The sequence below is a fragment of the Microbacterium sp. Z10_103 genome, assembly GCF_058310455.1.
The window spans coordinates 2,107,394-2,133,891 of the sequence record NZ_JBZEGK010000001.1; the positions used below are offsets into that span (position 1 = coordinate 2,107,394).

Genomic DNA, 26,498 nt, shown 5'->3' on the forward strand with positions numbered 1-26,498 from the left:
GCATCTCCGCAGACTCGCCGTGATGGCGGAGTGTCCGGGGGTCTCGTTAGCGTCACCTCCGTGGCAGTTATTGATGCGCTCGTCGGGCTGGATCCGGCACAGCTGGAGGCCGTCGAGCACGGCGATGGGCCGCTTGTGGTCGCGGCGGGGGCCGGCACCGGGAAGACCCGGGTGCTCACCGCACGGGTTGCGCGGCTGCTGGCGGCAGGGATTGTCCCTGAGCGGATCCTGCTGTTGACGTTCACCAGGCGCGCAGCAGGGGCGATGCTGTCTCGGGCCGCGGCAATGTGCGGCGACGCGCAGGCTGCGCAGCGCATTGCGGGCGGCACGTTTCATGCCGTCGCGCACCGCATCGTCGCCGAGCACGCGCAGCATCTGGGGCTGGAGGACGTCACGGTCATCGATCCTGACGACGTCATCGACCTGATCGATCTGCTGCGGGCAGAGCACGGGCTCGAAGGCACCGAGATGCGTCTGCCCACGACACGCACCATCGCCGACATCGCGTCCCGCGCGATCAACACCGCGACGCCGGCCCGCGCCGTGATCGAAGAGAAGTTTCCCTGGGCGCTCGAGCATGCCGACCAGGTCGCCGGTCTGTTGAGGCATTACCGCGACCGCAAGCGCGAGCGCGGCCTGCTTGACCTGGATGATCTGCTCATCGCCTGGCGGGCGCTGGTTGCTGATCCCGATGTCGGAGCACGGCTGCGGGCGCGCTGGGACTGGGTGCTCGTCGACGAATACCAGGATGTCAACCAGCTTCAGGTCGACATCGTGCGCGGGCTCAGTCCCGACGGCCGCGGGCTCACGGTCGTCGGCGACGACGCACAGGCGATCTACGCGTTCCGGGGCGCGAACGCCGGGCACCTGCTCGAACTCGTCGACGAGCACCCCGACGCGACGCTCGTGCGCCTGGAACGCAACTTCCGTTCCACGCAACCGATCCTCGACCTCGCGAACCAGGTGCGCCCGGGCGAACTGAAACTGCGGCTTATCGCCGACCGTCCGCAGCCGGGCGCCCGACCGACGCTGGTCAGCTGCCGCAACGCCGACGACGAGGCCCGCACAGTCGCGGACCGCATCCTCGCCGCCCACGTCGATGGCACGCCACTGCGTTCGCAGGCCGTGCTGATGCGCACCGGATCCCACAGCGCGCAACTCGAGGTCGAGCTCAAAGTGCGAGGGATCCCGTTCCACAAGTTCGGCGGAATCGGCTACCTGGAGACGTCGCACGTGCGCGATCTGCTGGCGAGCTTCCGGGTGGTGCTCAATCCGGCGGACGAGGTGTCTTGGTACCGCTTGCTCACCCGGCACCGCGCGATCGGCAAAGCGAGTGCACGCGGGCTTGCCGGGATACTCGCGGACGGGGGCGTCGATCGCGCGGCCGACGCTGTCGCAGCGGCACCGGCGAAGGCGCGCACTGGGCTCGCGTCGACCCTGTCTTTGCTTGGCGCCGTCGACTCCACCACCGCCGTGCCAGAGTTGGTCGAGGCATGCCGAGCCGCGGTGGATCCGCTGCTGCGCGCGCATTACCCGGATTGGCACCGTCGGGTGACCGAAGTCGATGGCATCACGCAGGCCGCCGCTGAGCAGAGTGATCTGCGCACTTTCGTGAGCGAGCAGGCGATCGACCCGGTGCACGTCGCCGGTGACTGGGCGAAGCAGCCGCATCTCGACGAGGACTGGCTGACCCTGTCGACGATCCACTCCGCGAAGGGCCTGGAATGGGACACGGTGCACCTCCTGCGCGCAAATGACGGCGCGATGCCCTCGGACATGGCGCTCACCTCGCCCGCCGGTCTCGCCGAGGAAGAGCGTCTTTTCTATGTCGCGATCACCCGTGCGCGCGACGCTCTCGACGTGTACGTGCCGTCGCGGCTGCCCACGCATCCCACCGCGTTCCTGGCCAAGCACGTCGCAGCCAAGCCCAGCAGATTCCTGACCGAGCCCGCGAGCGCTCTCATGGAGTCGGTCAGCACCGCCGCCGTCACCTCCGAGCCTGCGATCAAGCGGACCGTCACGGCGCCTCGCGTGCGCACGGACGCGTTCGACGAACTGTTCGCCTGATCCGCATCGGCTGTTCTCTTCGCGGGCGTACAGCCCAGCGGAAGCGGAGGGATTTCACGAGAGCCGTGGTTGATCCGGACGGACGGCCATTGAGTCAAGCAAGCTTGCCTGGCGGACCGGAATCCGGCGCTCCCCGCGTACCCAACCGTCCCGCTTGCGCAGCGCCGGGATAGGGATCGGCAATCGGGCAAGGGTCCAGAGGTGAACTTCCGCAGCCGCCGGCCTTGCAGGGCATCCGGTCTGACGTCAGCGCGACCATCTCTCTGGCTGCGACCGACGGCGACACTCGCGGTGAGGGCGCCGCTGGGAACCGTGGAAGCGGGACGGGTACCCCTCGGTGTGGACTCACGTGCGGGGCGGTGGCTGCTCCCCGGCATCGCCTGAACGTGACGACGGGGCGAGCAACTCTGGCATACGCGGAGGTCGACGGCGACGCCGCGTGACAACAAAATGACAACATCCGGCTGAAACCGCACCGTTTCTGGGAAATCGCTGACCGCCCGAGAAAGGCGGAATCACGCGGATTTCGCCTCTCCCAGCCACCCGGGAAGGGGTCCGAGGCGGGTTCGAGCCCCACGGGGCCCACTCGCTTCATGCCGCCGCGATCCCCTCTCCGGACTGGGATCGCGGGGTTTCACTTCTCGCCGAAATGGTCAGGGCTCAGTCGCTGGTTCTCTCTCCGCGGTCAGCCAACCTTCGCCGCTGGCGCTCCGCTTCTGCGACTGCGGCGGCGGCGGGGGTGGGTGCAGAGCCGCCGAGATGGGCTGGTTGCCACCACTGGCCCGCCCCCGACATCGGATAAGTCCTCTGTGCGTCCTCGAGAAGGGCCTGCAGGTGCGAACGAAGCTCAGCTGTCTTCTCCGCGGCATCGTCCGACGGCTCAACCTCGATGGGGACGCCCACCGAGACGCGGATCGGCGCTTTGAAGGCCTCCCGGACCCGCGCTCGATGATTCTTGGTTCGCAATAGCTGCCCACCCCAGACCACGACGGGGATCACGGTTACACCGGCGGCAGCGGCCATACGCACCGCGCCGGTCTTGAGTTCACGCACGGTGAACGACGCGCTCACTCCCGCCTCCGGGAATACTCCGACAAGCTCGCCATCTTGCAGGGCGCGGACCGCGTGTGCGTACGCGTCGCGACCGGCTCCCATCTCCACGGGAATGTGCCGCATCTGGCGCAGAAGCGAGCCGATGACGGGTTTGTCGGCCGCCCGCCTCGTCACCATGAACCGGATCCGACGCCGCGTTCGTAACCAGGCGACCCACTCGACCAACGCGAAGTCCATGTAGCCGAAATGCGTGATCGCCAACACGGCCGCACCCGATGAAGGGATCCGCTCCGCCCCTGAAACGGTCGGCCGCAGTTGAAGAATTCCGCCGAAGAAGAATCGTCCTACAGCGACTGCGGACGAATAGACGGGCTCGAAGCGGCGCCTCGCGCCCGGCACGCGCGCCATCGACCGAGCCTTTCGAATCCGCTCCGGAGGAGACGGAACAACGTGCCGCTCTGATGAATCGACGGAAGGGTCGGCGTCGTCAATCGTGTCCATACGTCATCGTTACCGCCCCGAGCTGGATATCGCGTTGCCCCTTCCCGAAGCGGCCCTCATGGGATAGGCGACACACCGTAACGCTCCGCACCGTCCGACCAACGATCCGATTCGCTCCGTGCCTGCGGCCGTGCGCGTACGCTGGCGCGGTGTCGATTCATAGGGGAACGGTCATCAACAATGTGGATCCGGCGCTCCGAGGACGGCTTCAGGTCCTGGTCCCATCCGTGAGCGGCGACGCCTTGTCGTGGGCTTTACCGGTTCTTCCACTGGGCGCTCCCCCGCCAGCCGCGCCGACTCCCATAGGTGCAGCCGTGTGGGTGACCTTCGAGGATGACGACTTCGGCTATCCCGTCGTGCTTGGGCTGCTGCCATCCGTCGGCTCGATCACGCCTGTCGAGCTTGCCGCGGAGCTCGGCCACGAAGATGGCGAAGGTCCAGGGCGAAGAGTGCGGCGCTTCCTTCGCGAACGCTACCCAGACCATCGTCCAAATCAGCGGTGGCTGCTCACGCCAGAGCAGGCGAGCGAAGTCAGAGCCCACTTCGGCGCGTAGTCACGCGGGTTTTGCCCCTCCCGGCCGCACGGAAAAGGGTCCGAGGCGGGTTTGAGCCCCGCGGGGCCTACTCGCTTCGTGGGCGCTATCCGCCCGTGAAACCCTCAGCGAAGAGCTGATAGCCGGCTGCCTCACAGGCGTCGACAGGAGAGGAGGATGTGTTCGGCCCCGGGCTGCCGAAGCTGGTTGTACCGTACGTTCCCGAGGGAATGGGAGGGTATTCCGTTTTCAGCGCTGCAATGGCTTCGCTGACGGCGCCCTCGCCCCGAGTGGGAACCCGGTCGAGCACCCGCGTTGCGAGTCGCATCCAGCCGTCGTACTCCTTCTGTGACATGCGCCCCTCGTAAAGGGCCACCCCCGCGTTCTGGAGGATGGTCGAGACGTCAGTGAATGCCTCGCACGTTTCGACATCCGTCACGGTCGAAGTGGTCGCGGCGGGGGAAACGGCGATGGCCGGAGTTGTGGTTTCGGGCGTCGAGGCGGCGGGCTCTGCCGGAGCGCACCCGGCGATCACCGCGGTGACCGTGAGGGCGCACGCCGCCAGAGCGGTGCGGCTCACCGGGAACCCGGCAGAGAACCTGATCATGACCGGAGCCTAGCGCCGCGCCCTTCATCCGCCCGGACAATCGCAGCGGTCACCTCCCTCGTCCTCCCACGGGAGGGCACCCGCTCAGCGGCGACCGATGAGGGCGTCTGGGCGGAGGTCCAGTCGCCTCAGCAATTGGGCGTTGAGGGCGACCACGATCGTGGACAGCGACATGAGGATCGCTCCCACCGACATCGGCAGCACGAATCCGATCGGGGCGAGCACCCCCGCCGCGAGCGGTACGGAGATGAGGTTGTAGCCCGCGGCCCACCACAGGTTCTGCGTCATCTTTCGGTAGCTCGCCCGGGACAGCTCGATCACCGAGACCACCGACCGGGGGTCGTCGCTGGCAAGAATCACCCCGGCGGAGGCGATCGCAACATCGGTGCCCGCGCCGATCGCGATACCGACATCTGCCTGGGCGAGGGCGGGGGCATCGTTCACCCCGTCGCCGACCATCGCGACCTTCCGGCCTTCGTTCTGGAGCTGCTTGACCCTGGAGGCCTTGTCCTCGGGGCGGACCCCGGCGAAGTACCGGTCGATGCCGAGCTCGGCAGCCACGGACGCGGCAACCGCTTCCGCGTCCCCCGTGATCATGACCACCTGCACGCCCCGTCCCTGCAACGCGGTCACGGCCTCTCGCGATTCAGGGCGGATCTCGTCCGCGAGCCGCAACGCACCCGCCACCGTCCCGTCGACCAGAACGTGCAGGATGATCGCGCCTTCTCCGCGCCACTCGTCCGCGACGGGCAGCTCGTTCACCCCCTCCTGCTCGAGCAGGTAGGGACCGCCGACCCGCACGGTGCGCCCGTCCACGAGGGCGCGGACGCCGACCGCGGGGGAAGACTCGAAGTCGGTGGCGCGAGGGATGGTGAGCTGCTTCTCGTGGGCGGCGTTGACGATGGCACGGGCCAGGGGATGCTCGGAGTCGGTCTCGGCGGCGGCTGCCAGAGCGAGCAGCTCGTCGGGGTCGGTGCGGTCGATGGGGTCGATGGCGGTCACTGCGGGGGCGCCCTTGGTGAGTGTGCCGGTCTTGTCGAACAGGACCGTGTCCACGGTCCGCATGCTCTCCAGCGCCAGCCGGTCCTTGACGAGCACGCCGGCGCGGGCGGCGCGTTCGGTGGCGATGGACACCACCAGCGGGATCGCCAACCCGAGTGCGTGCGGGCACGCGATCACCAGCACCGTGATGGTGCGCGCGATAGCTGTATCGGGTAGCCCCATGACAGTCCACACGATGGCAGTGACGGCGGCGGCGCCGAGCGCGAACCAGAACAGCCAACCGGCGGCGCGGTCCGCGAGTCGCTGTGCGCGGGAGGAAGAGTTCTGCGCTTCGGTGACGAGCTTCTGGATCCCGGCGAGGGCGGTGTCCTCACCGACCGCGGTGATCTCCACCCGAACCCCGGAGTCGGTGGCGACGGTCCCGGCGACGACCGGGTCGCCGTCGCTGCGGGGCACCGGGCGGGACTCTCCGGTGATCATGGACTCGTCCATGCTGGCCGAGCCCTGCACGACCCGACCGTCCGCGGGCACCCGCCCACCGGGACGGACCACCACGACGTCACCGACCTGCAGGTCGGCGGGTGCGACGGTGACGGTGGTGTCGCCGCTGACCTTTTCCGCCTCATCCGGCAGGAGGGCGGCGAGGGAGTCCAGTGCGGAGGTGGTTTGGGCGAGGGAGCGCATCTCGATCCAGTGGCCCAGGAGCATGATGACGATCAGCAGCGCCAGCTCCCACCAGAAGTCCAATTCGTGGTGCAGGAGCCCGAGACTCGCACCCCAGGACGCGACGAACGCGACCGTGATCGCGAGGGCGATCAGCAGCATCATCCCGGGTGTGCGGGCGCGAAGCTCGCTGACGGCACCGGTCAGGAGCGGGGCACCACCCCACACGTACATGACCGTGCCCAGGACCGGGGAGACCCATCCGACCCATGCGGCGTCCGGCAACGGGTAGCCGATCAGCATCGAGAACATCATGGAGAACCCGACGACCGGGACCGCGAGGACCAGCATGATCCAGAACAGTCGGCGGAACCGGGCCACGTGATCGCCGTGACCAGCGTGACCGCCATGGTCGGAATGCCCGGGCCCGGAGTGCCCCGCTGCCGGCATCTGGGCATCGTCGTGACCGGGGTGGCCCGTCGCCCCGTGATCGTGCGCCATGGCCGTCGCTGCGCCAGCATGCCCGTTGCGGCCCGCCGGGTTCGGGGAGTGATCGTGCTGGCTCATCAGAGCCTCCTTCGTTGCGTGCGGGGACGCTCACACGTGGCTGTCGGCCAGGGTCTATCCGGCCTCTTCTACGGCCGCCTCAGCGCGGAGGTACCGATCGATTCACACGCGTACCATACCCCCCTAGGGTATTTAGCGGATACGACACCGATCGCATTCCCCAGAAGCTCGTTGTTCAGAAGGAGGACGAAGACCGCGTCTTTCGCTTCTTGTGCGCACGGCGCCGGGCTCTCGTCGCTGTCGTCGGCGGGATCGCCCAGACCCGCCCGTCGAATCCCACGGATAATGAGACGGTGGAGCCGTGGCAGATGCGTGAGTGGTTCGGCGACTACCTCGACGCCTGCAACCGGCACGACCTGGACGCGATCCGCTCGTTCGTCGATGCGTCAGTCCGGCGTGCGCACCTGCCGGGCGGCGCAGACGCGTGGGTCGCTGCCTTAGCCGACCTCTTCTCCGCATTTCCGGACTGGCGGTGGCGCCGCATCCAACTCATCGTCGAGGACGACCGCCTCGCCGCACACCTCCGCGGAAGCGGCACGCACCTCGGAACCTTCCGGGGCATCGCACCGACTCGCCGGCACGTGAATGTCGCGGAATTCGCCATGTATCGCGTGGCGGAGGGGCGGATCACCGAGTTCTCCGGCCTGATCGACGTTCACAAGCTGATCGGCCAGCTCCAGGGCTAGAGACCGCCGCGCACGCGCATCAGCCCTCGCCGTAGACCTCAGGATGCACGTGGACCGTGGATGAGGCGGCCAGCAGCTTCGACACCGGGCACCGCGCGTGGGCAGCAGTGAGGATGTCCGCGGTCTCCTCGATCGAGGCGCCCTCCGCCGAGAGGTAGGCGTCGACATGGAACTCGTACCCCGACCCGGAGGACGCCGGGTGGAGTTCGACCTCCACACGCACCGCTGTGCGCCGCTGCCGCGCCACCACCGCCTGCGCGGTCGCATTCAAGCAGGTGACCCAGGCCAGCGCGAGGAGCTGCTCGGGGTTCGACGCCGTGGGGTCGACCTCCGCCGCCAGCGGTGAGGATACCGCCACCTCGAGCCCACCGACCACACTGCTGACACCATTCCCGCCATCGCGATTGACAGCGGCCGTCCGATACCTCGCACTCACAAGACAACTATAATTGGATCCGATACAGAAACTCCGAACCGGGTGGCTGCCGGGCATGAAAGGACGACGCGACGCGATGGTCTCTCCCCCCAGCGCGATCGTGGAGTTCCAGGACATCACCAAGCGCCACGACGCGAGCTCCGACGCCCGCCCCGCGCTGGATGGAATCACGCTCAGCATCCGCCAAGGAGAGATCTTCGGGGTCATCGGGGAGAGCGGCGCCGGCAAGACCACCCTCCTGGAGCTCATCAACGGGCTCGTCACCCCGACCTCCGGATCCCTCACGGTGCAGGGCGTCGACGTCACGGCGCTCCACCGCCGCGGGCTGCGCCAGCTCCGGCAGGGCATCGGGGTGCTGTTCCAGGGTGTCCACCTGCTGAGCAACCGCACGGTGCGGTCCAATGTCACGCTGCCGCTGCAGCTCGCCCGGGGGCAGGGCGGCCCCGTTCTCACCCGCGCCGAGGAGAACCAGGCCGTCGACGAGATCCTCGCGTTCGTCGGGCTGTCGCACCGGGCCGACCACTTCCCGGCGCAGCTCAGCGGCGGCGAACAGCAGCGCGTGGGACTCGCCCGGGCGCTCGTAGCCCGCCCCGCGCTCCTCCTCTGCGACGAGCCCACGTCCTCATTGGATGCATCGACGACGTCCGACGTCCTGCGGGTGCTGTCGGATGCCCGCGACAAGCTCGGCACCACCGTGGTCGTCATCACGCACGATCTCGATGTCGTCAAGGCGATCTGCGACCGGGCGGCGCTGCTGGAACAGGGGCGACTGATCGAGCTGTTCCAGGTTGCCAAGACCGCCTACCGCACTCTGCCGACTTATCACGAGCAGGTCAAACGCGAGCTGATGCCGTGAACGGGGTCAGCGAACTTCTCTCCGAGTACGGCGACGAGATCCTGGAGGCGCTCGGCGAGACCGGTTACATGCTGGTGGTCTCGCTCCTCGCGGCCGTCCTCATCGGGCTGCCGCTGGGGATGGTCGTCTTCCTCACCCGGCGCGGCGGCATCGCGGAGAACCGGCCGATCTGGTCGGCGGCGAACATGTACATCAACATCGTCCGCTCCTTCCCGTTCCTCCTCCTGGTCGTCTTCCTGATTCCCTTCACACGACTCGTGGTCGGCACGAGCTTCGGCACGCAGGCGGCGACGCTGCCGCTGTGCTTCGTGGCCGTGGCCATCTATGCGCGCCTGGTCGAGCAGATCCTCCGCGAGATCCCGCCCGGCGTCTCCCGCGTCGCCCTGGCCATGGGTGCGACGCTGCCGCGGGCGGTGTTCCGGGTCCTGCTGCCCGAGGCGCGATCAGGGCTCGTCTACGCCCTGACGTCAGCCGCGATCAGCCTGTTGTCGTACTCCACCGTCCTCGGTGTGGTCGGCGGCGGCGGCATCGGCGACTTCGCGATGCGCTACGGCTATCAGGAGTACAACGACGCCCTCATGTACATCACCATCGTCATCATCATCGCGTGCGTCCTCGCCATCCAGGCGATCGGCCAGCGCACCTCTGTGCGGCTGGATCACCGTTGATCCCCGGCTCGCGTCCCCGGCCACCACAGGAAAGAAGGAACACATGAGATCGTCTCGAATCAGCATCGTCGCAGCGGCACTGGGGACAGTGCTGGTGCTCGCCGGCTGCGCCGGCGGTGCAGACGAGGGCGCGGGCGCGGGCGACGAGAGCGCTCCGGTGACGATCCAGGTCGCCGCGGTCACCTCGCCGATGACGGATGTCGTGGAGGCGGCAGCGGAGGCCATCGAGGATGGCTACGAAATCGAGCTCGTCGAGGTCGCCGACTACATCACGGCCAACACGATCCTGAACGACGGCGACGTGGACGCGAACTTCTCGCAGCATGTGCCCTACATGGAGTCGTTCAACGCCGGCAACGACGGGTCGCTTGTGGGGGTGCAGCCGGTCTACAACTTCGTCATCGCGTTCTACTCCAAGACGCTCGCCGACATCGCCGACCTGCCGTCCGGAGCCACGGTGGCGATCCCGGATGACCCCTCCAACACGGGACGCGCCCTCAAACTCTTGGCCGCCGAGGGCATCGTCACGCTCGACCCCGCGGTGGATCCGTACGAGGCGACCGTGGAGGACGTCGTCGAGAACCCGAAGGAGGTCGAGTTCCTGCAGGTGCCGATCAGCTCGCTCAACGCGGCCTACGACGAAGCCGACCTCGTCTTCCAGTGGCCGTCACACATCGCCGCCCTCGGGCTCACCCCGCAGGACGACGGGCTCATCACCGAGCTCGACGACACCTTCGCGCTCCACCTCGTGGTCCGCGAAGAAGATGCCGATTCCGAAGCGACCGCCGCGCTGATGAAGGCGTTCACGAGCGATGCGGTCCGCGACGTGATCGAGTCGAACGAGACGATCGAGGTCGCGTTCTGAGGAAGGGAGCCCGGCGGGGCGCGCGCCCGCCGGGCTCCCCGACTCGGCGCAGCCGCGTCGCCCGTCGCACGCGGTGAAAGGATGGGGCGTGCCTTCCGTCGCCGCACTCTACCGATACCCGGTGAAGGGTTTCACCCCGGAGCCGCGGAATGACCTCTCGGTGCAAGCGGACGGGCGGGTGGCCGGTGACCGCGTGCTCGCCTTCCGCTTCGCGGACGCCTTCGAGCCCGAGCAGCGCGACGGTCTGGACTACTGGCCGAAAAACCGCGGCCTCTCGTTGATGGAGTTCCCCTCCCTCGCGCTCCTCCGGCTGCACTACGACGACGACGCTCGTCGCGTGCGCATCTCGGTCGGCGACCGCGTCCTCGCCGAAGCCGACCTCACGCCCGAGGGGCGGCGGGAGCTCGAGGACGCCGTCACGTCACTCCTCGCCGGGACTCCGGACGGAGCGCGGCTGACAGGCGACAGCATCCTGCCCCTTCGGCTGGTCGGCGACGGGATGACCTCGCGGTTCCAGGACCGTCCCCGCGGCTTCGTGTCGCTGCATGGCACGGCGTCCGTGGCGGCGGTGGATGCGGCGGTGCCCGCCCCCATCGATGACCGCCGGTTCCGCTCCAACATCGTGATCGATGGGACGGCCCCGTGGGAGGAGCTCGGCTGGGCCGGGCATGTGCGCATCGGCGAGGTGCGGTTCGAGGTGCAGCGACCCATCGGACGCTGCGCGGCCATCATGGCCAACCCCGACACCGGCGAGCGCGACGCTCGCCTCCTCCGCATCCTCACAACGCAGTTCGACCAGGCGGAGCCGACCCTCGGGATCCTGCTGCTCCCCCTCGAAGGCGGCGGCACTGTCCGCGTCGGTGATGCGATCACCCTCGACAGCACGCGGTGAGCCGGCAGCCCCGGTTTCGCGGCCTAAGACCGGGTGCGACGCCGCATCAGGACGATGAGGACGACCACGCCGACCACAACCACGAGACCGACTCCTGCGCCCACCAGCAGGGGCGTCGCAGACAGCCCGGCCGACGACTCCTGCGCGTCCGCCGGAGCGTCCGTCGGGGCAGCGCTCGGCGGCTCGGGCACGATCACCGTGGTCGTCGCCGACCCCAGCCACTCAAACCGGCACGCCCGACTCACCCAGTAGCCGTTTGGCCACGTGTGCACGCGGCAGAGTTCATCGAGCTCAGAGGAGGGCTCGTAGACGAACCCGTAGGGCGTGGCGAACAACTCGTGCTCGCCAGGCCCGAGCACATCGATCGGGATCCGTACGGTCACGATCCCGGTCCCCTCCTCGTCGTGCACCGACGGGGTGTGCTCCCACGCCCATTCCCACTCTTCCTGAAGCTGGTAGGCGCACGCCTCGTCGATCTCCTCCCAGGTGTCAGGGGCGATTGTCCATTCCTCGCCGGGGTCGCCCGACAGTGCATGGAACTCGTTGTATGAGGACGTTCCCGCGGCGATCTCCTGAATGCGGGATCTCTCGCACTGACGACTCGCGGTGATCGCGTCGATTATGCCGGCGTCGGCGAAATGCGCTTTCGCCTCGTCCTCCGACGCCCACGAACCCTCAGAACGCTCCCACGTGGCGACATACGGATAGGTCCCGTCGCTCCACTGGAGCTGCACCTCCCAATACACCGTGCCGGGATCGAAGTCCTCGTCGCTCTCGGTGGCGGTGTGCAACTCCACCTCGCCCTCAGTGAGGAAGTCAACCGGCAGCGGGGCGGTGGTGGCCATCGCGGATGTCGGCGTTGCCAGCGCGGCGATGATGATCATCCCTGCGGCGATCAGGTGGGGTGGTCTCATGGGACTCAGTATCACAGGGGACCAGCCCAATATGCCCGATATCGCACACAAGCGCGCGGGGCAACGCGTTCCCTTCGGGCCGACCGTCCCGCCAGACTCGAATCATGGTCTTCATCGGATTCCACGCCTCGCATGAACAGATTCCCCCCAGTCGACTGCTCGAAGACGTCATCGCCGCCGAAGCGGCCGGATTCGACGGCGCCATGTGCTCGGATCACATCGCGCCGTGGGGCGTGCGGCAGGGCGAGTCGGGCTTCGCCCTGAGCTGGCTGGGTGCGGCGCTCGCACGCACCCGCTTCTCGATCGGGTTCGTCAACGCCCCCGGCCAGCGTTACCACCCGGTGGTGGTCGCGCAGGCCTACGCGACGCTGGAGGAGATGTTCCCGGGCCGTTTCTGGGCGGCGCTCGGCAGCGGCGAGGCGATGAACGAGCACGTCACGGGGCAGCCGTGGCCACCCAAACACGAGCGCAACGAGCGACTCGCGGAGAGCGTGTCGGTGATCCGGCGGCTCTTGAACGGCGAGATGGTCGACCACGACGGACTCGTCCGCGTCCACGAGGCGCGGCTGTGGACCCTTCCGGAGGTTCCACCACCCCTCTTCGCCACTGCGGTGAGCCCGGAGACGGCGGGGTGGGCCGCATCCTGGGCCGACGGCCTCGCCACGGTCTTGCAGGCGCCCGACGCGCTGCGCGAGGTCGTATCGGCGTATGGCTCGGCCGGCGGCAGGGGCCCCCGCATCCTCCAGGTGCATCTCAGTTTCGCGGAGACGGATGCGGAAGCCCTCGCGATCGCGCGGGACCAGTGGAGCAACGGCGTGGTGTCGCCGCCGGCGACCTGGAACATCGAGCAGCCCGAACAGTTCGACGCCGCCGCCGGCGATCCGGACGAGGACGCGCTGCGTGAGGCGGTGTTCATCTCGGCCGACCTCGACGAACTCGCCGGCCGGATCGCCGAGCACGCCCGCATCGGGTTCGACCGCGTTTACCTTCACCACGTCGGGAAGGATCAATCCGCCTTCCTGCACGCGGCGGAGACGCGGCTCCTCCCCCGCCTGCGGGAGCTGCTGTGAGGATCACGGACACCAGCGACCTGTGGTGGAAGTCGGCGATCATCTACTGCCTCGACGTGGAGACGTTCCTGGACTCCGATGGCGACGGCATCGGTGACCTGCAGGGGCTGGCCTCCCGCATCGACTACCTCGCCCAGCTCGGGGTCACGTGCCTCTGGCTCATGCCCTTCTACCCGACACCCGACCGCGACGACGGATACGACGTCACCGACTTCTACGGCGTGGACTCGCGCCTGGGCACACACGGTGACCTCGTCGAGGTCATCCGCACCGCCCGTGACCGCGGCATGAGGGTGATCGTCGATCTCGTCGTCAACCACACCTCCGACCGTCATGCGTGGTTCCAGGCAGCCAAGCGCAGCACGTCGTCCCCGTACCGGGACTATTACGTGTGGCGCAGCGATGCCCCGCCGAAAGGGCAGACGAATCCGGTGTTCCCGGGCGAAGCCGGCGGACTGTGGACGAAGGACGAGAAGTCGGGCGAGTGGTACCTGCACAGCTTCTACCCCCACCAGCCGGATCTGAACATCGCGAATCCCGCCGTCCGGGACGAGATCGCCAAGACGATCGGATTCTGGCTGCAGCTGGGGATCACCGGGTTCCGGGTCGACGCCGTGCCGTTCTTCCTCGAAGTTCCCGAGGGCGAGGAGATGGGTGATCCGCATGACATGCTCCGCGACATCCGCCGGTTCCTGCAGCGACGCTCGAGTGAAGCGGTGCTCCTGGGCGAAGTGAACCTGCCGTACGAACAGCAGGTGGCGTACTTCGGCTTGGGCAACGACGGCCAAGAACTGACGATGCAGTTCGACTTCACCGGAATGCAGGCCTTCTACCTGTCGCTCGTCCGGGGGGACCCCGCCCCCCTGGCGAAAGCGCTCTCGTCGCGGCCGGCGCTGCCCGTGGAAGCCCAGTGGGCGAACTTCCTCCGCAACCACGACGAGCTCACCCTGGACCAGCTCAGCGACGATCAACGTCAGGAGGTGTTCGACGCTCTCGCCCCCGACGAACGCCAGCGCGTCTACGGGCGCGGGATCACCAAACGCCTGCCGACGATGGTCGGCGGCGATCCCCGCCGCATCCGCATGGCCTACAGCCTTCTCTTCACCCTCCCCGGGACGCCGGTGATCTTCTACGGCGAGGAGATCGGCATGGGTGAGAACGCCGAACTCGACAAGCGCCACGCTGTGCGCACACCGATGCAGTGGTCGTCCGACGGCAACGGCGGGTTCTCCCCCGCCGCCCCTGCGCGGATCGTGGCGGCCCCGCCCGGAGACGGATACGCCCCGGCGCATATCAATGTCGCCGACCAGATCGAGGATCGCGCATCGCTGCTGCACTTCTTCCGTGATCTGACCTCCCGCTACCGCATCTCGCCCGAGCTGGGTTGGGGCATGTTCGAGCTGATGGAGCACGACGCGCCGGGTGTTCTGGTCCACTCGCTGCGCGCCGACGTCGGACGGATGGTCGCGGTGCACAACTTCGCCGACACGCCGGCGATGGTGGCGTTCGCTCTGGCGGATGAGCCGGAGGGCACGACCCTCGTCGACCTCTTCGACTCCGACCGCCTCCCGCTCGGCGCGCGCGGCGAGGTGGAACTGGAGATCGCAGCGTACGGATATCGCTGGCTGCGGGTCTCGCGGCCCGGTGATGGCCGGGTGACCTGAGGCCTTCAGTTCCGCGACGGACCCAGCGGCAGCACGCGGTTCCCGAAATCGAGGATCGTGTAGCGACCGCATCCGATCGCCTGCGCCTGGTCGATCGAGAACCCGTCCGGCAGGTCGAACGGGTAGGTGCTCGCGTCCTGCACGAGGAAGGTGACCTCCGCGGCCGCGGCATCGGTGCGGTTGGTGAGCCAGGTGTAGACGCGCAACGTGTGATCCACCTGGATGAGCCGGGCCGGGTTGCCGAGATTCGCCTTCGGCGCGCGCACCGCCCAGAACTGGCCCGCCCCGGTGCGTCCGGAATCCTCGACCCACTCGACGACGCACGCGAGGTCGGCATCGGTGCGGGATGCGGCGGCGGTGACCCCCGGGATCGCCACAACGCCCGCGACCACCGCCACGACCGCACCGGTGGCCGCGACCGCATGGCGCGCTCTCGGCGAGATGCGGGGGCGCCACACCGGGGAGGCAGCGCCGGCGGCGACGGCCGCGAGCGGCAGGTACATCCACGGCTGGAGGTACCGCACCGCGTCGGTGCCGAGGAGGATCGCACCGACGGTGAGAAGCGGAGGCCAGACAGCCCCGATTCCGGCCACCGCCGCGAGCGCCGCATCCCGCGAGCGCCACGCCGACCGCAACAGCAGCAGCGCGCCGACCCACATGGCGAGGATCGCCAGCAGCCACGCGATGCCGTTCGGAGCCGCGGCGATGCCGCCGACGAGACCCCCGTAACGCTCCACCGAGAAGAGCCAGCGGTCCGGACGAAAGTAGTTGCCGCTGTCGGCGACGATCGAGGCCGAGAACAGGCCGCGCAGCACGTACCCGAGAACGCTGCCGACCACGAGCCCACCGCCGAGGTACGCAGCGGATGCGGCGGGTAGGCGTCGCGCGAGAGCCAGGATCCCCAGCATCCCCACGACCGGCACGGACGCCCATGCCGCGAACAGCGGATTCGTCAGCACCGACACAGCCGCCACGCTCGCCAGCACCGCGGCCGGCACCCACGGCCGGGGCGACCCGCGATCGAGAGCGCGCCGCACGACGCCGATGACGGCGAGCGTCGCGATCACCGTTGCCGAGTAGTACGACGTCGTCGCCAGCATCGTGGCGAACTGCGCGCCATCCCGGGTTGCGGCGCCTTCGAGCAGCGCCAGCACCGCGAAGACCGCGAGCGCGGCGAGCGCGCCGGCGACAGGCGTCGACCCGGGGCGACGGCGGCCGGCCACCAGGCGCAGCACCCCGTAGAGCGCAAGGATGTTCACGACCGCGTTGAGAACGAGCGTCGCGCCCATCCCCCACCCGAGCAGCGAGAGCATTCCGTACCCCAGCGTCTCGGGCAGGAAGAGGACGGGCGACATCGCCCAGTCCTGGGGTTGCCCGAGGGCGATCGACCGCACGATCAGCGGGACGATCACCGAATCGCCGTCGGTGAAGAGGAGTTCGTCGCTGACCGAGGCGACCACCGCCACCACGATGAGGCTGAGGACCAGAGCGGCGGCCCATCCCCCCAACTCGACGGCGACGTCGGGAAGGGGGCGCCGGCGGGCGGAGGGTGTCGCTCCCTGCTGCTCCGCCGTCATCCGCTCGCCCATCGTCGATGCACGCTATCGCCGGCGGGAGACGAGTCGGGGTGACTCAGCGGCTCACGCTTTCGCGGACTCCGTCAGCTCCGCTCCCCCCGCGGAGACCTCGGCGAGCGCGGCCGCGCTGGAGTCGGGATGCACGCCGGCGACGAGGTCGGTGAACACGCGGACCCGTCGCCCGGCTGCGAGCGCATCCAGGGTCGACGCGCGGACGCAGTAGTCCGTCGCGATCCCCACAAGATCGATATCGCGGATGCCGTGCTCATCGAGCAGCTGCGTCGCCGTGGCGCCGTCATCCGACACACCCTCGAACAGCGAGTAGGCCGGTCTGCCCTGCCCCTTCTTCAGGTGGTGGGTCACCCGCGAGGTGTCGAAGACCTCGTCGTAATCGGCCCCGTATGTCCCGGCGACGCAGTGCACCGGCCACGTGTCGATGAAGTCAGGGGTGTCGGAGAAGTGCCCGCCGTTGTCGTTGTCGCCGTCGTGCCAGTCTCGCGAGGCCACGACGATCGCATAGTCGTCGGCGTGCCCCTCGAGGAATCGTGAGATGCGTTCGGCCACCGCATCCCCACCCTCCACTCCCAGCGCACCGCGCTCGGTGAAGTCGTTCTGGACGTCGACGATGAACAGCGCCTTACTCATGATTCGAGCGTACGACGCCTGGGCGGTCCCCGGCGCCGGCCTGCGGCGCCGGGCGCGGCGCGGGCGGTGCGGTGCGGTGCGGGGCGCCGCGCCGCCCCGGACCGTACTCAGGCCGAGCGCGTCACCGGCGCCGCAGCGAGCGGCGTGTCGGGGCCTGTGCGGGAATGGAGCCTGAGTTAGGTCCGGGGAGAGGGGTGGCCGGAGCAGTCGCGGCAGCCTGGCGGGTCTCTGGGCCCTCACGCCAGAGCTTCTTCGACGGCCACCAGATTGCGCGCCCGATGTCGATGCCGAGCGCCGGTACGAGGAGGGAGCGGACCACGAAGGTGTCCAGCAACACTCCGAACGCCACGATGAACGCGATCTGAGCGAGGAACAGGATGGGGATGACCCCCAGGGCGGCGAACGTGGCGGCCAGGACGAGACCGGCCGAGGTGATGACGCCGCCCGTAGAGATCAGGCCGCGCCTGATGCCCGAGCGCGTCCCGTGCTGCAGAGACTCCTCCCGCACGCGGGACATCAGGAAGATGTTGTAGTCGATGCCCAGCGCGACGAGGAACACGAACCCGTACAGCGGCACGGCAGGGTCGGCCCCCGGGAAGTGGAAGACGTGGTTGAAAACCAGCGCACTCACGCCCAGGGCGGTTCCGAACGACAGCACGGTGCTCAGGATCAGCAGCACCGGCGCGAGGATCGCCCGCAGGAGCAGCATGAGGATGATCAGCACCACGACGAGGATGACCGGGATGATGACGGTGCGGTCACGGATCGAGGTGTCGTTGGTGTCGACGTCGATGGCCGTCTCCCCGCCAACGAGGACTGCTCCCTCCCCGAACTCGCTGTCGAGGCTCGCACGGAGGTCGCGGACGGTGGTTTCGGCGTCGTCGGAGTCGGCCGCGTCCGCCAGGGTGACCGCGAACAGCAGGTCGCCGTCGGAAACGGTCGGGGTCGGGGCGGGCGTTCCGGGCGGACCGAAGGCGGTGACCACGAGCTCGCCGCTCTCGAGCGCGACCGGCGCCTGGCCGGTGGCGGAGTCCTCCACGACCACCGAGGCGCTGTCCACGCCGTCGGTGTCTTCGATGATCGCGAGCGCGTCGGCGGCGTCATCCTCGCCCACGAGAACGTACGTGGGGCTGCCGGAGCCGGCCGGGAAGTGTTCGGCCAGCTGTGCCTGGCCGTCGCGCGACTCGGAGGCGCCGAGGACGAATTCGCTCGTCGGCACGCCCTCCGCCTTCAGCTGAGTGACTCCCACGCATCCGACGAGGAGGACGAGGGTGCTGATGATCCACACCGGCCGGGCATGCCGGCTGACGAAACGGGCCAGCCGCGCCCACACGCCGCGCACCGGTTGCGAGAGATCGTCGGAGACCTCGGCGTCGGGCTTCTTCGGGATGAACGGCCAGAAGGCTGCGCGACCCACAAGCGCGAGCAGCGCCGGCAGGAACGTCAGCGCCGACAGCATCGAGAAGACGATGCCGATCGAGGCGATGGGTCCCAGGGCCCGGTTGCTGGCCAAGTCGGAGAGGAGCAGGCAGAGGAGGCCGGCGATGACCGTGCCACCCGAAGCGAGGATCGGCTCGAACGCGCCCCGCCACGCCCGCACCATGGCGTCCCACCGGGGCAGACCGGTCGCGACCGCCTCCCGGAACCGGGCGACGTACAACAGGGCGTAGTCGGTGGCGGCGCCGATCACCAGGATGAACAGGATGCCCTGCACCTGCCCGTTGAGGACGAACACCTCTGCCTTGGCGAGCCACCACACCGTGAGCAGCGCGACGCAGAGCGCGAACAGCGACGTCAACAGCACGAGGATCGGGAGCAGCGGCGAGCGGTAGACGATGATCAGGATCACGAACACGGCCCCGAGCGCGACGAGAAGCAGCAGCCCGTCGATCCCCAGGAAGCCGTTCGTGAGGTCGGCGGTGAACCCGGCGGGGCCGGTGACCCACGCCTCCACTCCCTCGGGCAGGTCGCCGGAGACCACGTCGCGGAGCTCGGAGACGGCGTCGCTCACCTCCCCCGAGCTGTCCAGCGGCACGAAGATCTGCACCGCCTGTCCGTCCTCACTCGGGAGAGGCGGGGAGATCCCATCCTGGACACCCTCCACGGTCGCGAGGTCGTCGGCCAGGGTCTGGATGTCGGCGAGTTGGTCCGCGGTGAGTTCGCCCTCGCCTTCCACGACGACCACGGCCGGGATGGTGCCCTCGCCCAGGAAGTCGGGAAGCCGCTCGCTGACCTGCGTCGCATCCGCCGATTCGGGGAGGAAGCTCGACTGATCGTTCGTGGCCACCTCGCTGACCTTGCCGAAGTACGGTCCGCCGATCGATCCGCCCACCAGCCACACCAGCACGAGCACGCTGGGAAGGAGGATGCGGAGCCAGCGAGCCGGGCGTGAGGAGGTGCGGTGCGACGCAGACATATCGCTAGCTTATCTAGCTACCTTGTTCGGCGCCATCCGGCCGCTCGGTCACTCGGGGACGAAGAGCAGGATGCCCGAGACGATCAGCAACAGTGCTCCGACGCCGAGCAGGATCGTCGCCAGGAGCGCGAGCCCCCGCACCGCACCCGACCGCCGCGTCGCGCGCATCCGATTGCGGAGGCCTTGCCGGGCGAACATCTCGACGGTGTCCTTCCCGCCGAGCTCGTGCCACACCGCCTCAGACAGCGGCGCCTCATTCACCGCGTCATCGTCGCCGATCCATCGGACGACGAGGCCGTCGGGCTCGTGTTCGACGAACCCCCGGACGGGCACCCACGTGCCGTCCACGAGGTAGGCGATGAACGCCGCACCGGCGACGAGGACCCCCGCACCCAGGCACACCCAACTGAGGATCTCGACGATCGCCTCGATCGGGTTCGTCATGGGCCCACTCCGGTCGGGGGTAGTGGAGCCACCTAAGGGAATCGAACCCTTGACCTATTCATTACGAGTGAATCGCTCTGCCGACTGAGCTAAGGTGGCGCGCTTCGCTCGCGCGTTGCACGATCATCGATCCTACCTGCTTGCTGCCGGTGCCGCGAACACGCACCCGATCACTCGCAGCGGACGTCGCCGGTGGGCGCAACGCCGTCCAGCAGATAGGTGTCCACGATCTCGTCCACGCAGCTGTTGCCCTCGGTGTACCCCGTGTGGCCCTCGCCCACGCGAGTGACGAGGATGCCGGAGGCCAGCTGCCCCGCGAGAGACACCGCCCACGCGTAGGGGGTCGCCGGGTCACCTGTCGTACCGATGACGAGAATCGGAGCCGCCCCGGCCGCGGTGACGGGCTCGCGTGTTCCCGTGGGCTCCGCCGGCCAGAACTCGCAGACATCCGCGCCGAACCAGTAGTCCGCTGTCGTGGGCGCCTGGCTGCGGACCAGGTCTTCGGCGGCCTGCTCCGACTCGGCCGTCTCCACCGGGTAGTCCATGCAGTTGTACGCGGTGAACGCGTCGGTGAGGTTGTCGGGGTAGGCTCCGTCGGCCCGGCCGTTGTACGCGTCGGCGGCCGTGAAGATCGAGGTGGGGTCGCCGTCTTCGAGCTCGCTCAGGCTGAGACGCAGCCAGGCCCAGCTGCCGGGCGTGTACAGGCTCTGGATGATCCCGGTCAGCAGCGTATCGGCGCCGAGCTGCCGGCCGTCGGCGCCGGGCACGGGCGAGCGGTCCACGCGGGCGAGGAGGGCACCGAGGTCGGCGAGCATGTCATCGACGGTGCCGCCGTAGGGGCAGTCGTCCTGCCGCGCGCAGTCGGCGAAGAAGGCGCGCAGGCTCTCTTCGAAGCCGACGGCCTGCTCGGCTCCGATGATCGACCCGGGAAGGGACGGATCCACCGCGCCGTCGAGGACCATGCGTCCGACGCGGTCGGGGAAGAACTCAGCGTAGGCGGCGCCGAGCGCCGTTCCCCACGAGTAACCGAGGTAGTTCAGCGCGGCGTCTCCGAGCACGGCGCGCAGCAGGTCCAGGTCGCGCGCCGCGTTCGCCGTGGAGATGTACGGCAGGATCCCGTCGCTGTTCTCCTCGCACGCGTCGGCAAAGGCCTCGGCCTTCTCCCCCAGGCTTTCGTCCCACTCCGGCGTGCCGCGCCTGCCCGCGGGGATGCCGTAGAGGAAGTCATCCATCTCGGCGTCATCGAGGCACGTCACGGGTGTGGATCGGGCAACCCCGCGGGGGTCGAAGCCGACGAGGTCGTACGCGGCGGCGACCTCCGGGGTGGCCAGCGCGGATGCCGCGCTGCGCACGTAGTCGTACCCGCTGACGCCTGGTCCGCCCGGGTTGGTGAGGAGCGACCCGAGGGGGTCACCGCCGGTGGCGCGCTGACGGATGACGGCGAGCTCCAGGTCGCCGGCGGCGGGGTCTGCCCAGTCGCGGGGCGCTCGCACGGTCGTGCAGTCGAAGCGGTCGCCCTCGCAACGGTTCCAGTCGAGCTCTTGGCCGTAGTACGGCACGAGTTCGGCTGCCACACCGCTGGTGTCCGGTGACCGGGTGGGGATGGGGGTGGGAGCGAGGAAGCAGCCGGACAACACGGCGGCGAGCGCGACCGCCACCGTGAGGGCGATCGCCCGCCGGACGCGCGTCACGGGGTGGTCCCCGTGGCGACCGTGATCAGCATGCTCTCCAGCGCGAGAAGCGGGGCGACGTTCTGTGGCAGGTTGCGGCGGGTCTCGGCGATGCGGTCGAGGACTCCGAGCGTCCGCTCGGGGGTCCAGTCCGCGGCGATGGCGCGCAGCTCGGCCTCGTACTCCCGGTTGATGAGATCGCCGTCGCGGCCGAACTGCATCACCACCACGTCGCGATACAGCGACTGCAGGTCGGTGAGCACGCGGTCGATGCCATCGCGAAGGCTGCGTGTGGCACGTCGCTTCTGGTCGTCTTCGAGCCCCGTCAGCTGGCTGCGGACCGCCGCGGGCACGGGCGCTCCCGGCGCGACGCCCATCGTGCGCAGCAGAGCCGCGCGCTCCTCCTCGTCGCGCTGTGCGGAGAGAGCCTTCGCATCCTCGGTGGCGACGCGCACCACGTGCCCGGCAACGTCGACCGCGTCACCGACGCCTCGCACCCGGAGGACCGCTTCGACGGTCTCCGCCCGCCGAGCCCGCGCGTCCGCATCCGTGGCCAGACGCTGCGCCATCCCGATGTGCCGCTGGGCGTGCCGGGCCGACTGCTCGGCGACATCGAGCGGCACTCCCGTCCGCTGGGCGATGAGCGCCGCGACGTCGGCGACCTCCGGTTCCCGCAGACGCAGCACCCGCACGCGCGAGCGGATCGTGGGAAGCAGGTCGGCGTCGCTGGGCGCGCAGAGCACCCACACGGTGCGCTCGGGCGGTTCTTCCAGCGCCTTGAGCAGCACGTTCGAGGTGCGCTCGGTCATCCGGTCGGCGTCTTCGACCACGATCACACGATGACGCCCGAGCGAAGGGGCGAAGTACGCCCGCTCCACCAGGCGACGAGCCTCGTCGATGCGGATGACCACCTGCTCGGTGCGGAGCGCAGTGAGGTCGGGGTGGGTGCCCGCCAGCACCTGCTGCACGGCGGCAGCGTCCCCGGGCTCGGCGATGAGAGCGGCCGCGAAGGCGCGGGCAAGGGTCGAGCGTCCCGAGCCCGGCGGGCCGACGAGCAGCCACGCGTGGGTCATCTGCGCGGGATCTTCGGCCGCGGCGCGAAGCGCCTGGACCGCCTCATCCTGGCCCCACACGGCGTCCCACGGGACGGCGACGGTGGAGAGGGCGGGCATGCGCTCCAGCCTATCCGCGGCCACAGACCCTGCCGTCGCCCCCGGAGTGGGGATCGCCGGGGTGCAACCGCCCGCCTTTCCCCGTCGTGGGGGCGGGACCGTGCACGTCCGGCGTCACGGCAGGAGGGAACCGACGCGCTCTCGGATGGCCGCCGCGATCTCGCCGGGCGGGCGGGCCGCGTCCAGCACGAGGAAGCGCTCGGGTTCGGCGCGGGCGAGGCCGAGGAAGGCCTCGCGTACGCGGACGTGGAACTCTTCACGCTCGGCTTCGAGCCGGTCGAACGGTTTGTCGGCGGCGTTCAGGCGCGCGCGGGCGGCGGCGGGGTCGAGGTCCAGCAGAACGGTCAGATCCGGGAGGAGTTCCCCGGCCGCCCACAGGGAGAGGTTGCGGATCTCTTCGCCATCGAGCACGCGCCCGGCGCCCTGGTAGGCCACCGAAGAGTCGAGATACCGGTCCTGGAGCACCACATCCCCCCGCTCGAGAGCGGGGCGGACCACGGTGGACACATGATGGGCGCGGTCCGCTGCGTACAGCAGCGCCTCGGCGCGGGGCGCGATGTCACCGCGGTGGTGGAGGACGATATCGCGGATGAGGACGCCCACCTCGGTGCCGCCGGGCTCCCGGGTGCGCACGACCATGCGCCCCTCCCCCGTCAGCCAGTCCTCGAGCAGACGAGCCTGCGTGGTCTTGCCGACCCCGTCACCACCCTCGAGCGTGATGAAGAGGCCGGATGCGGCGTGCTCGCTCACGACTTCTTGGCCGGCGCCTTCCGCGTCGTGGTCGCCTTCCGCGTCGTCCGCTTGGGCGCAGGTCCCTTCGCACGCTTGTCGGCGATCAGCTCGACGGCACGCTCGAAGGTGACGTCCATCGCGTTCTCGCCCTTCGGGATGGTCGCGTTCGTCTCCCCGTCGGTCACGTACGGGCCGAACCGGCCGTCGCGGAGGCGAATGGGCTTGCCGCTGGTGGGGTCGTTGTCGAACTCCTTCAGCGCGCTCGACGCCTTGCGTGCCCCGTACTTCGGCTCGGCGTACTTGGCCAGGGCCTCCTCGAGCGTGATGTCGAAGATCTGCTGCTCGTTGTCCAGCGACCGCGAGTCCGTGCCCTTCTTCAGGTATGGGCCGAAGCGACCGTTCTGAGCCGTGATCTCCTCACCGGACTCGGGATCGGCCCCCACGATGCGCGGGAGCGTGAGGAGCCTCAGGGCCGTGTCGAGGTCGATGGTCTCGACCGACATCGAGCGGAACAGCGAGGCGGTGCGGGGCTTGGGCGCCGCATCCTTCTTCGTCTTCCCCTTCTTCGGCGCCTCGACGACTTCGCCGGTGGCTTCGTCGACGTTGTCGGGGTCTTCGGGGTCGACCTCCTGGACGTACGGTCCATACCGGCCGTCCTTCACGACGATGAGCTTGCCGTTCTCAGGGTTCTCCCCCAGCACGCGATCTCCGGCGACCGGCGCGTCGATGAGCTCCTGCACCTTTGCGGGGGTGAGCTCGTCGGGCGCCAGATCCTCGGGGATGTTGACGATGCGCCGCGCCTCGGGGTTCGTCGCGTCGGGCACCTCGAGATACGGGCCGTACTTGCCGAAGCGGAGCGTCGCCGAGTCGGTGATGCGCGTGGAGTTCAGCTCGCGCGCGTCGATCTCGCCGAGGTTGTCCACGACGTTGCGGAGCCCCACCTGCTCGTCGGAGCCGAAGTAGAAGGAACGCAGCCACTCGGTGCGCTTCTGCTCGCCGCGGGCGATCGCATCGAGGTCGTCCTCGAGCGCGGCGGTGAAGTCGTAGTCGACGAGGTCGGCGAAGTGCTCCTCGAGGAGGCGCACGACGCTGAAGGCCAGCCAGCTCGGAACGAGGGCCTGTCCGCGCTTGGTGACGTACCCGCGGTCGAGGATCACGTCGATGATGCTCGCGAAGGTGGAGGGGCGACCGATGCCCTTCTCCTCGAGCGCCTTGACGAGGCTCGCCTCGGTGTAGCGGGGCTTGGGCGATGTCGCGTGGCCCTTCGGCTCGACGTCGCGCATCTGGAGGGCATCGCCGACGGCGAGCGCCGGCAGCGACTGGTCATCGGCCTTGTCCGCGTCGCTGCGCTTCTCGTCACGGCCCTCTTCGTAGGCCTCCAGGAAGCCCTTGAAGGTGTAGACGGTGCCGGATGCGGTGAATTCGGCGACGCGTTCCCCGGCCTGGACGCTGAGGATCACGGTCGTGGTCTCGTACTTCGCGTCGGACATCTGGCTGGCGACCGTGCGCTTCCACACGAGGTCGTACATGCGCTGCTCGTCGCGGTCGAGTCCGCCGGCCACCGATGCCGGGGTGCGGAAGACCTCACCCGACGGCCGGATGGCCTCGTGCGCTTCCTGCGCGTTCTTGGAGTTGTTGCGGTACACGCGCGGGTTCGGCGGCACGGCACGGTCACCGTAGAGGGAGACGGCCTGCGCGCGCGCCGCTTTGACCGCCTGCGCGGACAGCGCGGTCGAGTCCGTACGCATATAGGTGATGTAGCCCTTTTCGTAGAGCCGCTGGGCGACGCTCATCGCGTGCTTGGCGCTCATCGAGAGCTTCCGACCGGCCTCCTGCTGAAGGGTGGACGTCGTGAACGGAGGCTTGGGGCTGCGCGTACCGGGCTTCGCCTCGACGCTCGTGACGGAGGCGGCTCCCGCGGCGGCGATCGCGTCGGCGAGCTCCCGGGCAGCGGTCTCGTCCAGCGCGACGACGGCCTTCTTCAGCGCGCCGCGGTCATCGAAGTCGGTGCCACGCGCCAGCGGCGCCCCGTCCACGCGTGCGAGACGCGTCGTGAACGCTTCGGCACCCTTGACCGCGGATGCTTCGACATCCCAGTACGAGGCCGAGACGAAGGCCATGCGCTCCCGCTCGCGGTCAACGACCAGGCGGGTGGCGGCGGACTGCACACGGCCGGCGCTGAGCGCCGTGCCTTCGCGGCCCGAGCCGACCTTGCGCCACAGCACGGGTGAGACGTCCCAGCCGTACAGGCGGTCGAGCACACGGCGGGTCTCCTGGGCGTCCACCAGCGACGTGTCCAGTTCGCGGGTGTGCTGGACGGCTTCGCGGATGGCGTCCTGGGTGATCTCGTGGAACACCATGCGCTTGACCGGAACCTTGGGCTTGAGCACCTCGAGCAGGTGCCACGCGATGGCCTCACCCTCGCGGTCACCATCAGTGGCCAGCAGGACCTCGTCGGCCGTCTTGAGGGCACGCTTGAGCTCGGCAACGGTCTTCGTCTTGCGATCGTTGACGACGTAGTACGGGTCGAAGTCGTTGTCGACGTCGATCGAGTACTTGCCGTACGCCTCCTTCTTGTCGGCCGGGATCTCCTTCTTGCTGGCGAGATCACGGATGTGCCCGACAGAGCTCAACACCTCGTAGTCGTCGCCGAGGTAACCCTGGATCGACCGCATCTTGGTCGGGGATTCGACGATGACAAGCTTCTTGCCGTGTGGCGCTGCCTTTGGCACGTGGGGGCGTCCTTTCTTCGTTGCACACCATACACACGACTTCCTGGGTGCGGATCCGCCCCGTCT

General features: G+C 68.9%; 22 protein-coding genes and 1 tRNA gene. 9 read left to right on the forward strand and 14 right to left on the reverse strand.

Annotated elements, in window-relative coordinates:
• The first annotated feature begins 60 nt into the window (after positions 1–60).
• Positions 61–2,067: an ATP-dependent helicase gene (locus AC4FS2_RS10260; protein ID WP_491177142.1), complete on the forward strand. Its 2,007-nt coding sequence runs from the start codon at positions 61–63 to the stop codon at positions 2,065–2,067.
• Positions 2,068–2,727: 660 nt separating this feature from the next.
• On the opposite strand, the gene AC4FS2_RS10265 is transcribed toward AC4FS2_RS10260, so the two are convergent.
• Positions 2,728–3,528 (reverse strand): lysophospholipid acyltransferase family protein, encoded by an 801-nt coding sequence (locus AC4FS2_RS10265; protein WP_491156791.1) that lies wholly within the window; start codon positions 3,526–3,528, stop codon positions 2,728–2,730.
• Between the two features lie 53 nt (positions 3,529–3,581).
• On the opposite strand from AC4FS2_RS10265, the gene AC4FS2_RS10270 reads away from it, so the two are divergent.
• On the forward strand, positions 3,582–4,175 hold the full coding sequence (locus AC4FS2_RS10270) for a phage baseplate assembly protein V (RefSeq protein WP_491177146.1): 594 nt from the start codon (positions 3,582–3,584) through the stop codon (positions 4,173–4,175).
• Between the two features lie 85 nt (positions 4,176–4,260).
• On the opposite strand, the gene AC4FS2_RS10275 is transcribed toward AC4FS2_RS10270, so the two are convergent.
• Both AC4FS2_RS10275 and AC4FS2_RS10280 read right to left on the reverse strand, forming a co-directional pair.
• Positions 4,261–4,761, reverse strand: a complete 501-nt coding sequence (locus tag AC4FS2_RS10275; RefSeq protein ID WP_491177148.1) for a hypothetical protein — start codon at positions 4,759–4,761, stop codon at positions 4,261–4,263.
• Positions 4,762–4,845: 84 nt separating this feature from the next.
• A complete protein-coding gene (locus AC4FS2_RS10280; RefSeq protein ID WP_491177151.1) occupies positions 4,846–6,993 on the reverse strand; it encodes a heavy metal translocating P-type ATPase in 2,148 nt (715 codons plus the stop codon).
• 293 nt (positions 6,994–7,286) lie between these two features.
• Here AC4FS2_RS10280 and AC4FS2_RS10285 point away from each other — a divergent pair, with 293 nt between their 5' ends.
• Positions 7,287–7,679, forward strand: a complete 393-nt coding sequence (locus tag AC4FS2_RS10285) for an ester cyclase (RefSeq protein ID WP_491177155.1) — start codon at positions 7,287–7,289, stop codon at positions 7,677–7,679.
• Positions 7,680–7,698: 19 nt separating this feature from the next.
• On the opposite strand, the gene AC4FS2_RS10290 is transcribed toward AC4FS2_RS10285, so the two are convergent.
• Complete coding sequence (locus AC4FS2_RS10290; RefSeq protein ID WP_491177158.1) at positions 7,699–8,037, reverse strand: OsmC family protein; 339 nt, start codon at positions 8,035–8,037, stop codon at positions 7,699–7,701.
• Between the two features lie 154 nt (positions 8,038–8,191).
• Here AC4FS2_RS10290 and AC4FS2_RS10295 point away from each other — a divergent pair, with 154 nt between their 5' ends.
• The 4 genes from AC4FS2_RS10295 (at position 8,192) to AC4FS2_RS10310 (ending at position 11,396) form a co-directional block, all read left to right on the forward strand.
• On the forward strand, positions 8,192–8,971 hold the full coding sequence (locus AC4FS2_RS10295; RefSeq protein ID WP_491177161.1) for a methionine ABC transporter ATP-binding protein: 780 nt from the start codon (positions 8,192–8,194) through the stop codon (positions 8,969–8,971).
• Positions 8,968–9,639, forward strand: coding sequence for a methionine ABC transporter permease (locus tag AC4FS2_RS10300; protein WP_491177164.1), 672 nt, complete (start codon positions 8,968–8,970; stop codon positions 9,637–9,639). Before AC4FS2_RS10295 ends, AC4FS2_RS10300 begins: the two co-directional genes overlap by 4 nt.
• 43 nt (positions 9,640–9,682) lie before the next feature.
• Entirely contained in the window at positions 9,683–10,504 is an 822-nt protein-coding gene (locus AC4FS2_RS10305; protein ID WP_491177167.1) for a MetQ/NlpA family ABC transporter substrate-binding protein, read from the forward strand.
• Positions 10,505–10,592: 88 nt separating this feature from the next.
• Positions 10,593–11,396, forward strand: a complete 804-nt coding sequence (locus tag AC4FS2_RS10310; RefSeq protein WP_491177169.1) for an MOSC domain-containing protein — start codon at positions 10,593–10,595, stop codon at positions 11,394–11,396.
• 23 nt (positions 11,397–11,419) lie between these two features.
• Here AC4FS2_RS10310 and AC4FS2_RS10315 read toward each other — a convergent pair whose 3' ends face one another.
• Positions 11,420–12,310, reverse strand: coding sequence for a hypothetical protein (locus AC4FS2_RS10315; protein ID WP_491177172.1), 891 nt, complete (start codon positions 12,308–12,310; stop codon positions 11,420–11,422).
• A gap of 104 nt (positions 12,311–12,414) precedes the next feature.
• Between AC4FS2_RS10315 and AC4FS2_RS10320 the strand changes: the two genes are divergently transcribed.
• Together AC4FS2_RS10320 and AC4FS2_RS10325 are read left to right on the forward strand one after the other, a co-directional pair.
• Positions 12,415–13,380 carry a TIGR03885 family FMN-dependent LLM class oxidoreductase gene (locus tag AC4FS2_RS10320; RefSeq protein ID WP_491177174.1) on the forward strand — a complete coding sequence of 322 codons (966 nt, stop codon included), beginning with the start codon at positions 12,415–12,417 and terminating at the stop codon, positions 13,378–13,380.
• Positions 13,377–15,044: an alpha-amylase family protein gene (locus tag AC4FS2_RS10325; RefSeq protein WP_491177176.1), complete on the forward strand. Its 1,668-nt coding sequence runs from the start codon at positions 13,377–13,379 to the stop codon at positions 15,042–15,044. The genes AC4FS2_RS10320 and AC4FS2_RS10325 overlap by 4 nt, the downstream gene beginning before the upstream one ends.
• Positions 15,045–15,049: 5 nt before the next feature.
• On the opposite strand, the gene AC4FS2_RS10330 is transcribed toward AC4FS2_RS10325, so the two are convergent.
• The 9 genes from AC4FS2_RS10330 to topA all read right to left on the reverse strand — a co-directional run bounded on the left by AC4FS2_RS10330 (position 15,050) and on the right by topA (position 26,432).
• A complete protein-coding gene (locus AC4FS2_RS10330) occupies positions 15,050–16,633 on the reverse strand; it encodes a hypothetical protein (RefSeq protein WP_491177179.1) in 1,584 nt (527 codons plus the stop codon).
• A 51-nt stretch (positions 16,634–16,684) separates the two neighbouring features.
• Positions 16,685–17,266: an isochorismatase family protein gene (locus AC4FS2_RS10335; RefSeq protein WP_491177182.1), complete on the reverse strand. Its 582-nt coding sequence runs from the start codon at positions 17,264–17,266 to the stop codon at positions 16,685–16,687.
• A 121-nt stretch (positions 17,267–17,387) separates the two neighbouring features.
• On the reverse strand, positions 17,388–19,682 hold the full coding sequence (locus AC4FS2_RS10340) for an MMPL family transporter (RefSeq protein WP_491177185.1): 2,295 nt from the start codon (positions 19,680–19,682) through the stop codon (positions 17,388–17,390).
• 48 nt (positions 19,683–19,730) lie between these two features.
• Complete coding sequence (locus tag AC4FS2_RS10345) at positions 19,731–20,126, reverse strand: hypothetical protein (RefSeq protein ID WP_491177188.1); 396 nt, start codon at positions 20,124–20,126, stop codon at positions 19,731–19,733.
• 23 nt (positions 20,127–20,149) lie between these two features.
• Positions 20,150–20,225: transfer RNA gene (locus AC4FS2_RS10350), tRNA-Thr, on the reverse strand.
• A 71-nt stretch (positions 20,226–20,296) separates the two neighbouring features.
• Positions 20,297–21,817: an alpha/beta hydrolase gene (locus tag AC4FS2_RS10355; RefSeq protein WP_491177190.1), complete on the reverse strand. Its 1,521-nt coding sequence runs from the start codon at positions 21,815–21,817 to the stop codon at positions 20,297–20,299.
• Positions 21,814–22,968, reverse strand: coding sequence for a DNA polymerase III subunit delta' (locus AC4FS2_RS10360; RefSeq protein WP_491177194.1), 1,155 nt, complete (start codon positions 22,966–22,968; stop codon positions 21,814–21,816). The genes AC4FS2_RS10355 and AC4FS2_RS10360 overlap by 4 nt, the downstream gene beginning before the upstream one ends.
• 114 nt (positions 22,969–23,082) lie before the next feature.
• Complete coding sequence (gene tmk, locus AC4FS2_RS10365; RefSeq protein ID WP_491177197.1) at positions 23,083–23,718, reverse strand: dTMP kinase; 636 nt, start codon at positions 23,716–23,718, stop codon at positions 23,083–23,085.
• On the reverse strand, positions 23,715–26,432 hold the full coding sequence (gene topA, locus AC4FS2_RS10370) for a type I DNA topoisomerase (protein ID WP_491177199.1): 2,718 nt from the start codon (positions 26,430–26,432) through the stop codon (positions 23,715–23,717). The genes tmk and topA overlap by 4 nt, the downstream gene beginning before the upstream one ends.
• Positions 26,433–26,498 lie beyond the last annotated feature (66 nt).

What these genes read in the sequence shown, in the direction of transcription:
- AC4FS2_RS10265 (WP_491156791.1), bottom strand. Translation starts at nt 3,528, where the DNA reads ATGGCGCGCGTGCCGGGCGCGAGGCGCCGCTTCGAGCCCGTCTATTCG.
- AC4FS2_RS10270 (WP_491177146.1), top strand. Translation starts at nt 3,582, where the DNA reads ATGAATCGACGGAAGGGTCGGCGTCGTCAATCGTGTCCATACGTCATC.
- AC4FS2_RS10275 (WP_491177148.1), bottom strand. Translation starts at nt 4,761, where the DNA reads ATGATCAGGTTCTCTGCCGGGTTCCCGGTGAGCCGCACCGCTCTGGCG.
- AC4FS2_RS10280 (WP_491177151.1), bottom strand. Translation starts at nt 6,993, where the DNA reads ATGAGCCAGCACGATCACTCCCCGAACCCGGCGGGCCGCAACGGGCAT.
- AC4FS2_RS10295 (WP_491177161.1), top strand. Translation starts at nt 8,192, where the DNA reads ATGGTCTCTCCCCCCAGCGCGATCGTGGAGTTCCAGGACATCACCAAG.
- AC4FS2_RS10305 (WP_491177167.1), top strand. Translation starts at nt 9,683, where the DNA reads ATGAGATCGTCTCGAATCAGCATCGTCGCAGCGGCACTGGGGACAGTG.
- AC4FS2_RS10315 (WP_491177172.1), bottom strand. Translation starts at nt 12,310, where the DNA reads ATGAGACCACCCCACCTGATCGCCGCAGGGATGATCATCATCGCCGCG.
- AC4FS2_RS10320 (WP_491177174.1), top strand. Translation starts at nt 12,415, where the DNA reads ATGGTCTTCATCGGATTCCACGCCTCGCATGAACAGATTCCCCCCAGT.
- AC4FS2_RS10330 (WP_491177179.1), bottom strand. Translation starts at nt 16,633, where the DNA reads ATGGGCGAGCGGATGACGGCGGAGCAGCAGGGAGCGACACCCTCCGCC.
- AC4FS2_RS10335 (WP_491177182.1), bottom strand. Translation starts at nt 17,266, where the DNA reads ATGAGTAAGGCGCTGTTCATCGTCGACGTCCAGAACGACTTCACCGAG.
- AC4FS2_RS10340 (WP_491177185.1), bottom strand. Translation starts at nt 19,682, where the DNA reads ATGTCTGCGTCGCACCGCACCTCCTCACGCCCGGCTCGCTGGCTCCGC.
- AC4FS2_RS10345 (WP_491177188.1), bottom strand. Translation starts at nt 20,126, where the DNA reads ATGACGAACCCGATCGAGGCGATCGTCGAGATCCTCAGTTGGGTGTGC.
- AC4FS2_RS10360 (WP_491177194.1), bottom strand. Translation starts at nt 22,968, where the DNA reads ATGCCCGCCCTCTCCACCGTCGCCGTCCCGTGGGACGCCGTGTGGGGC.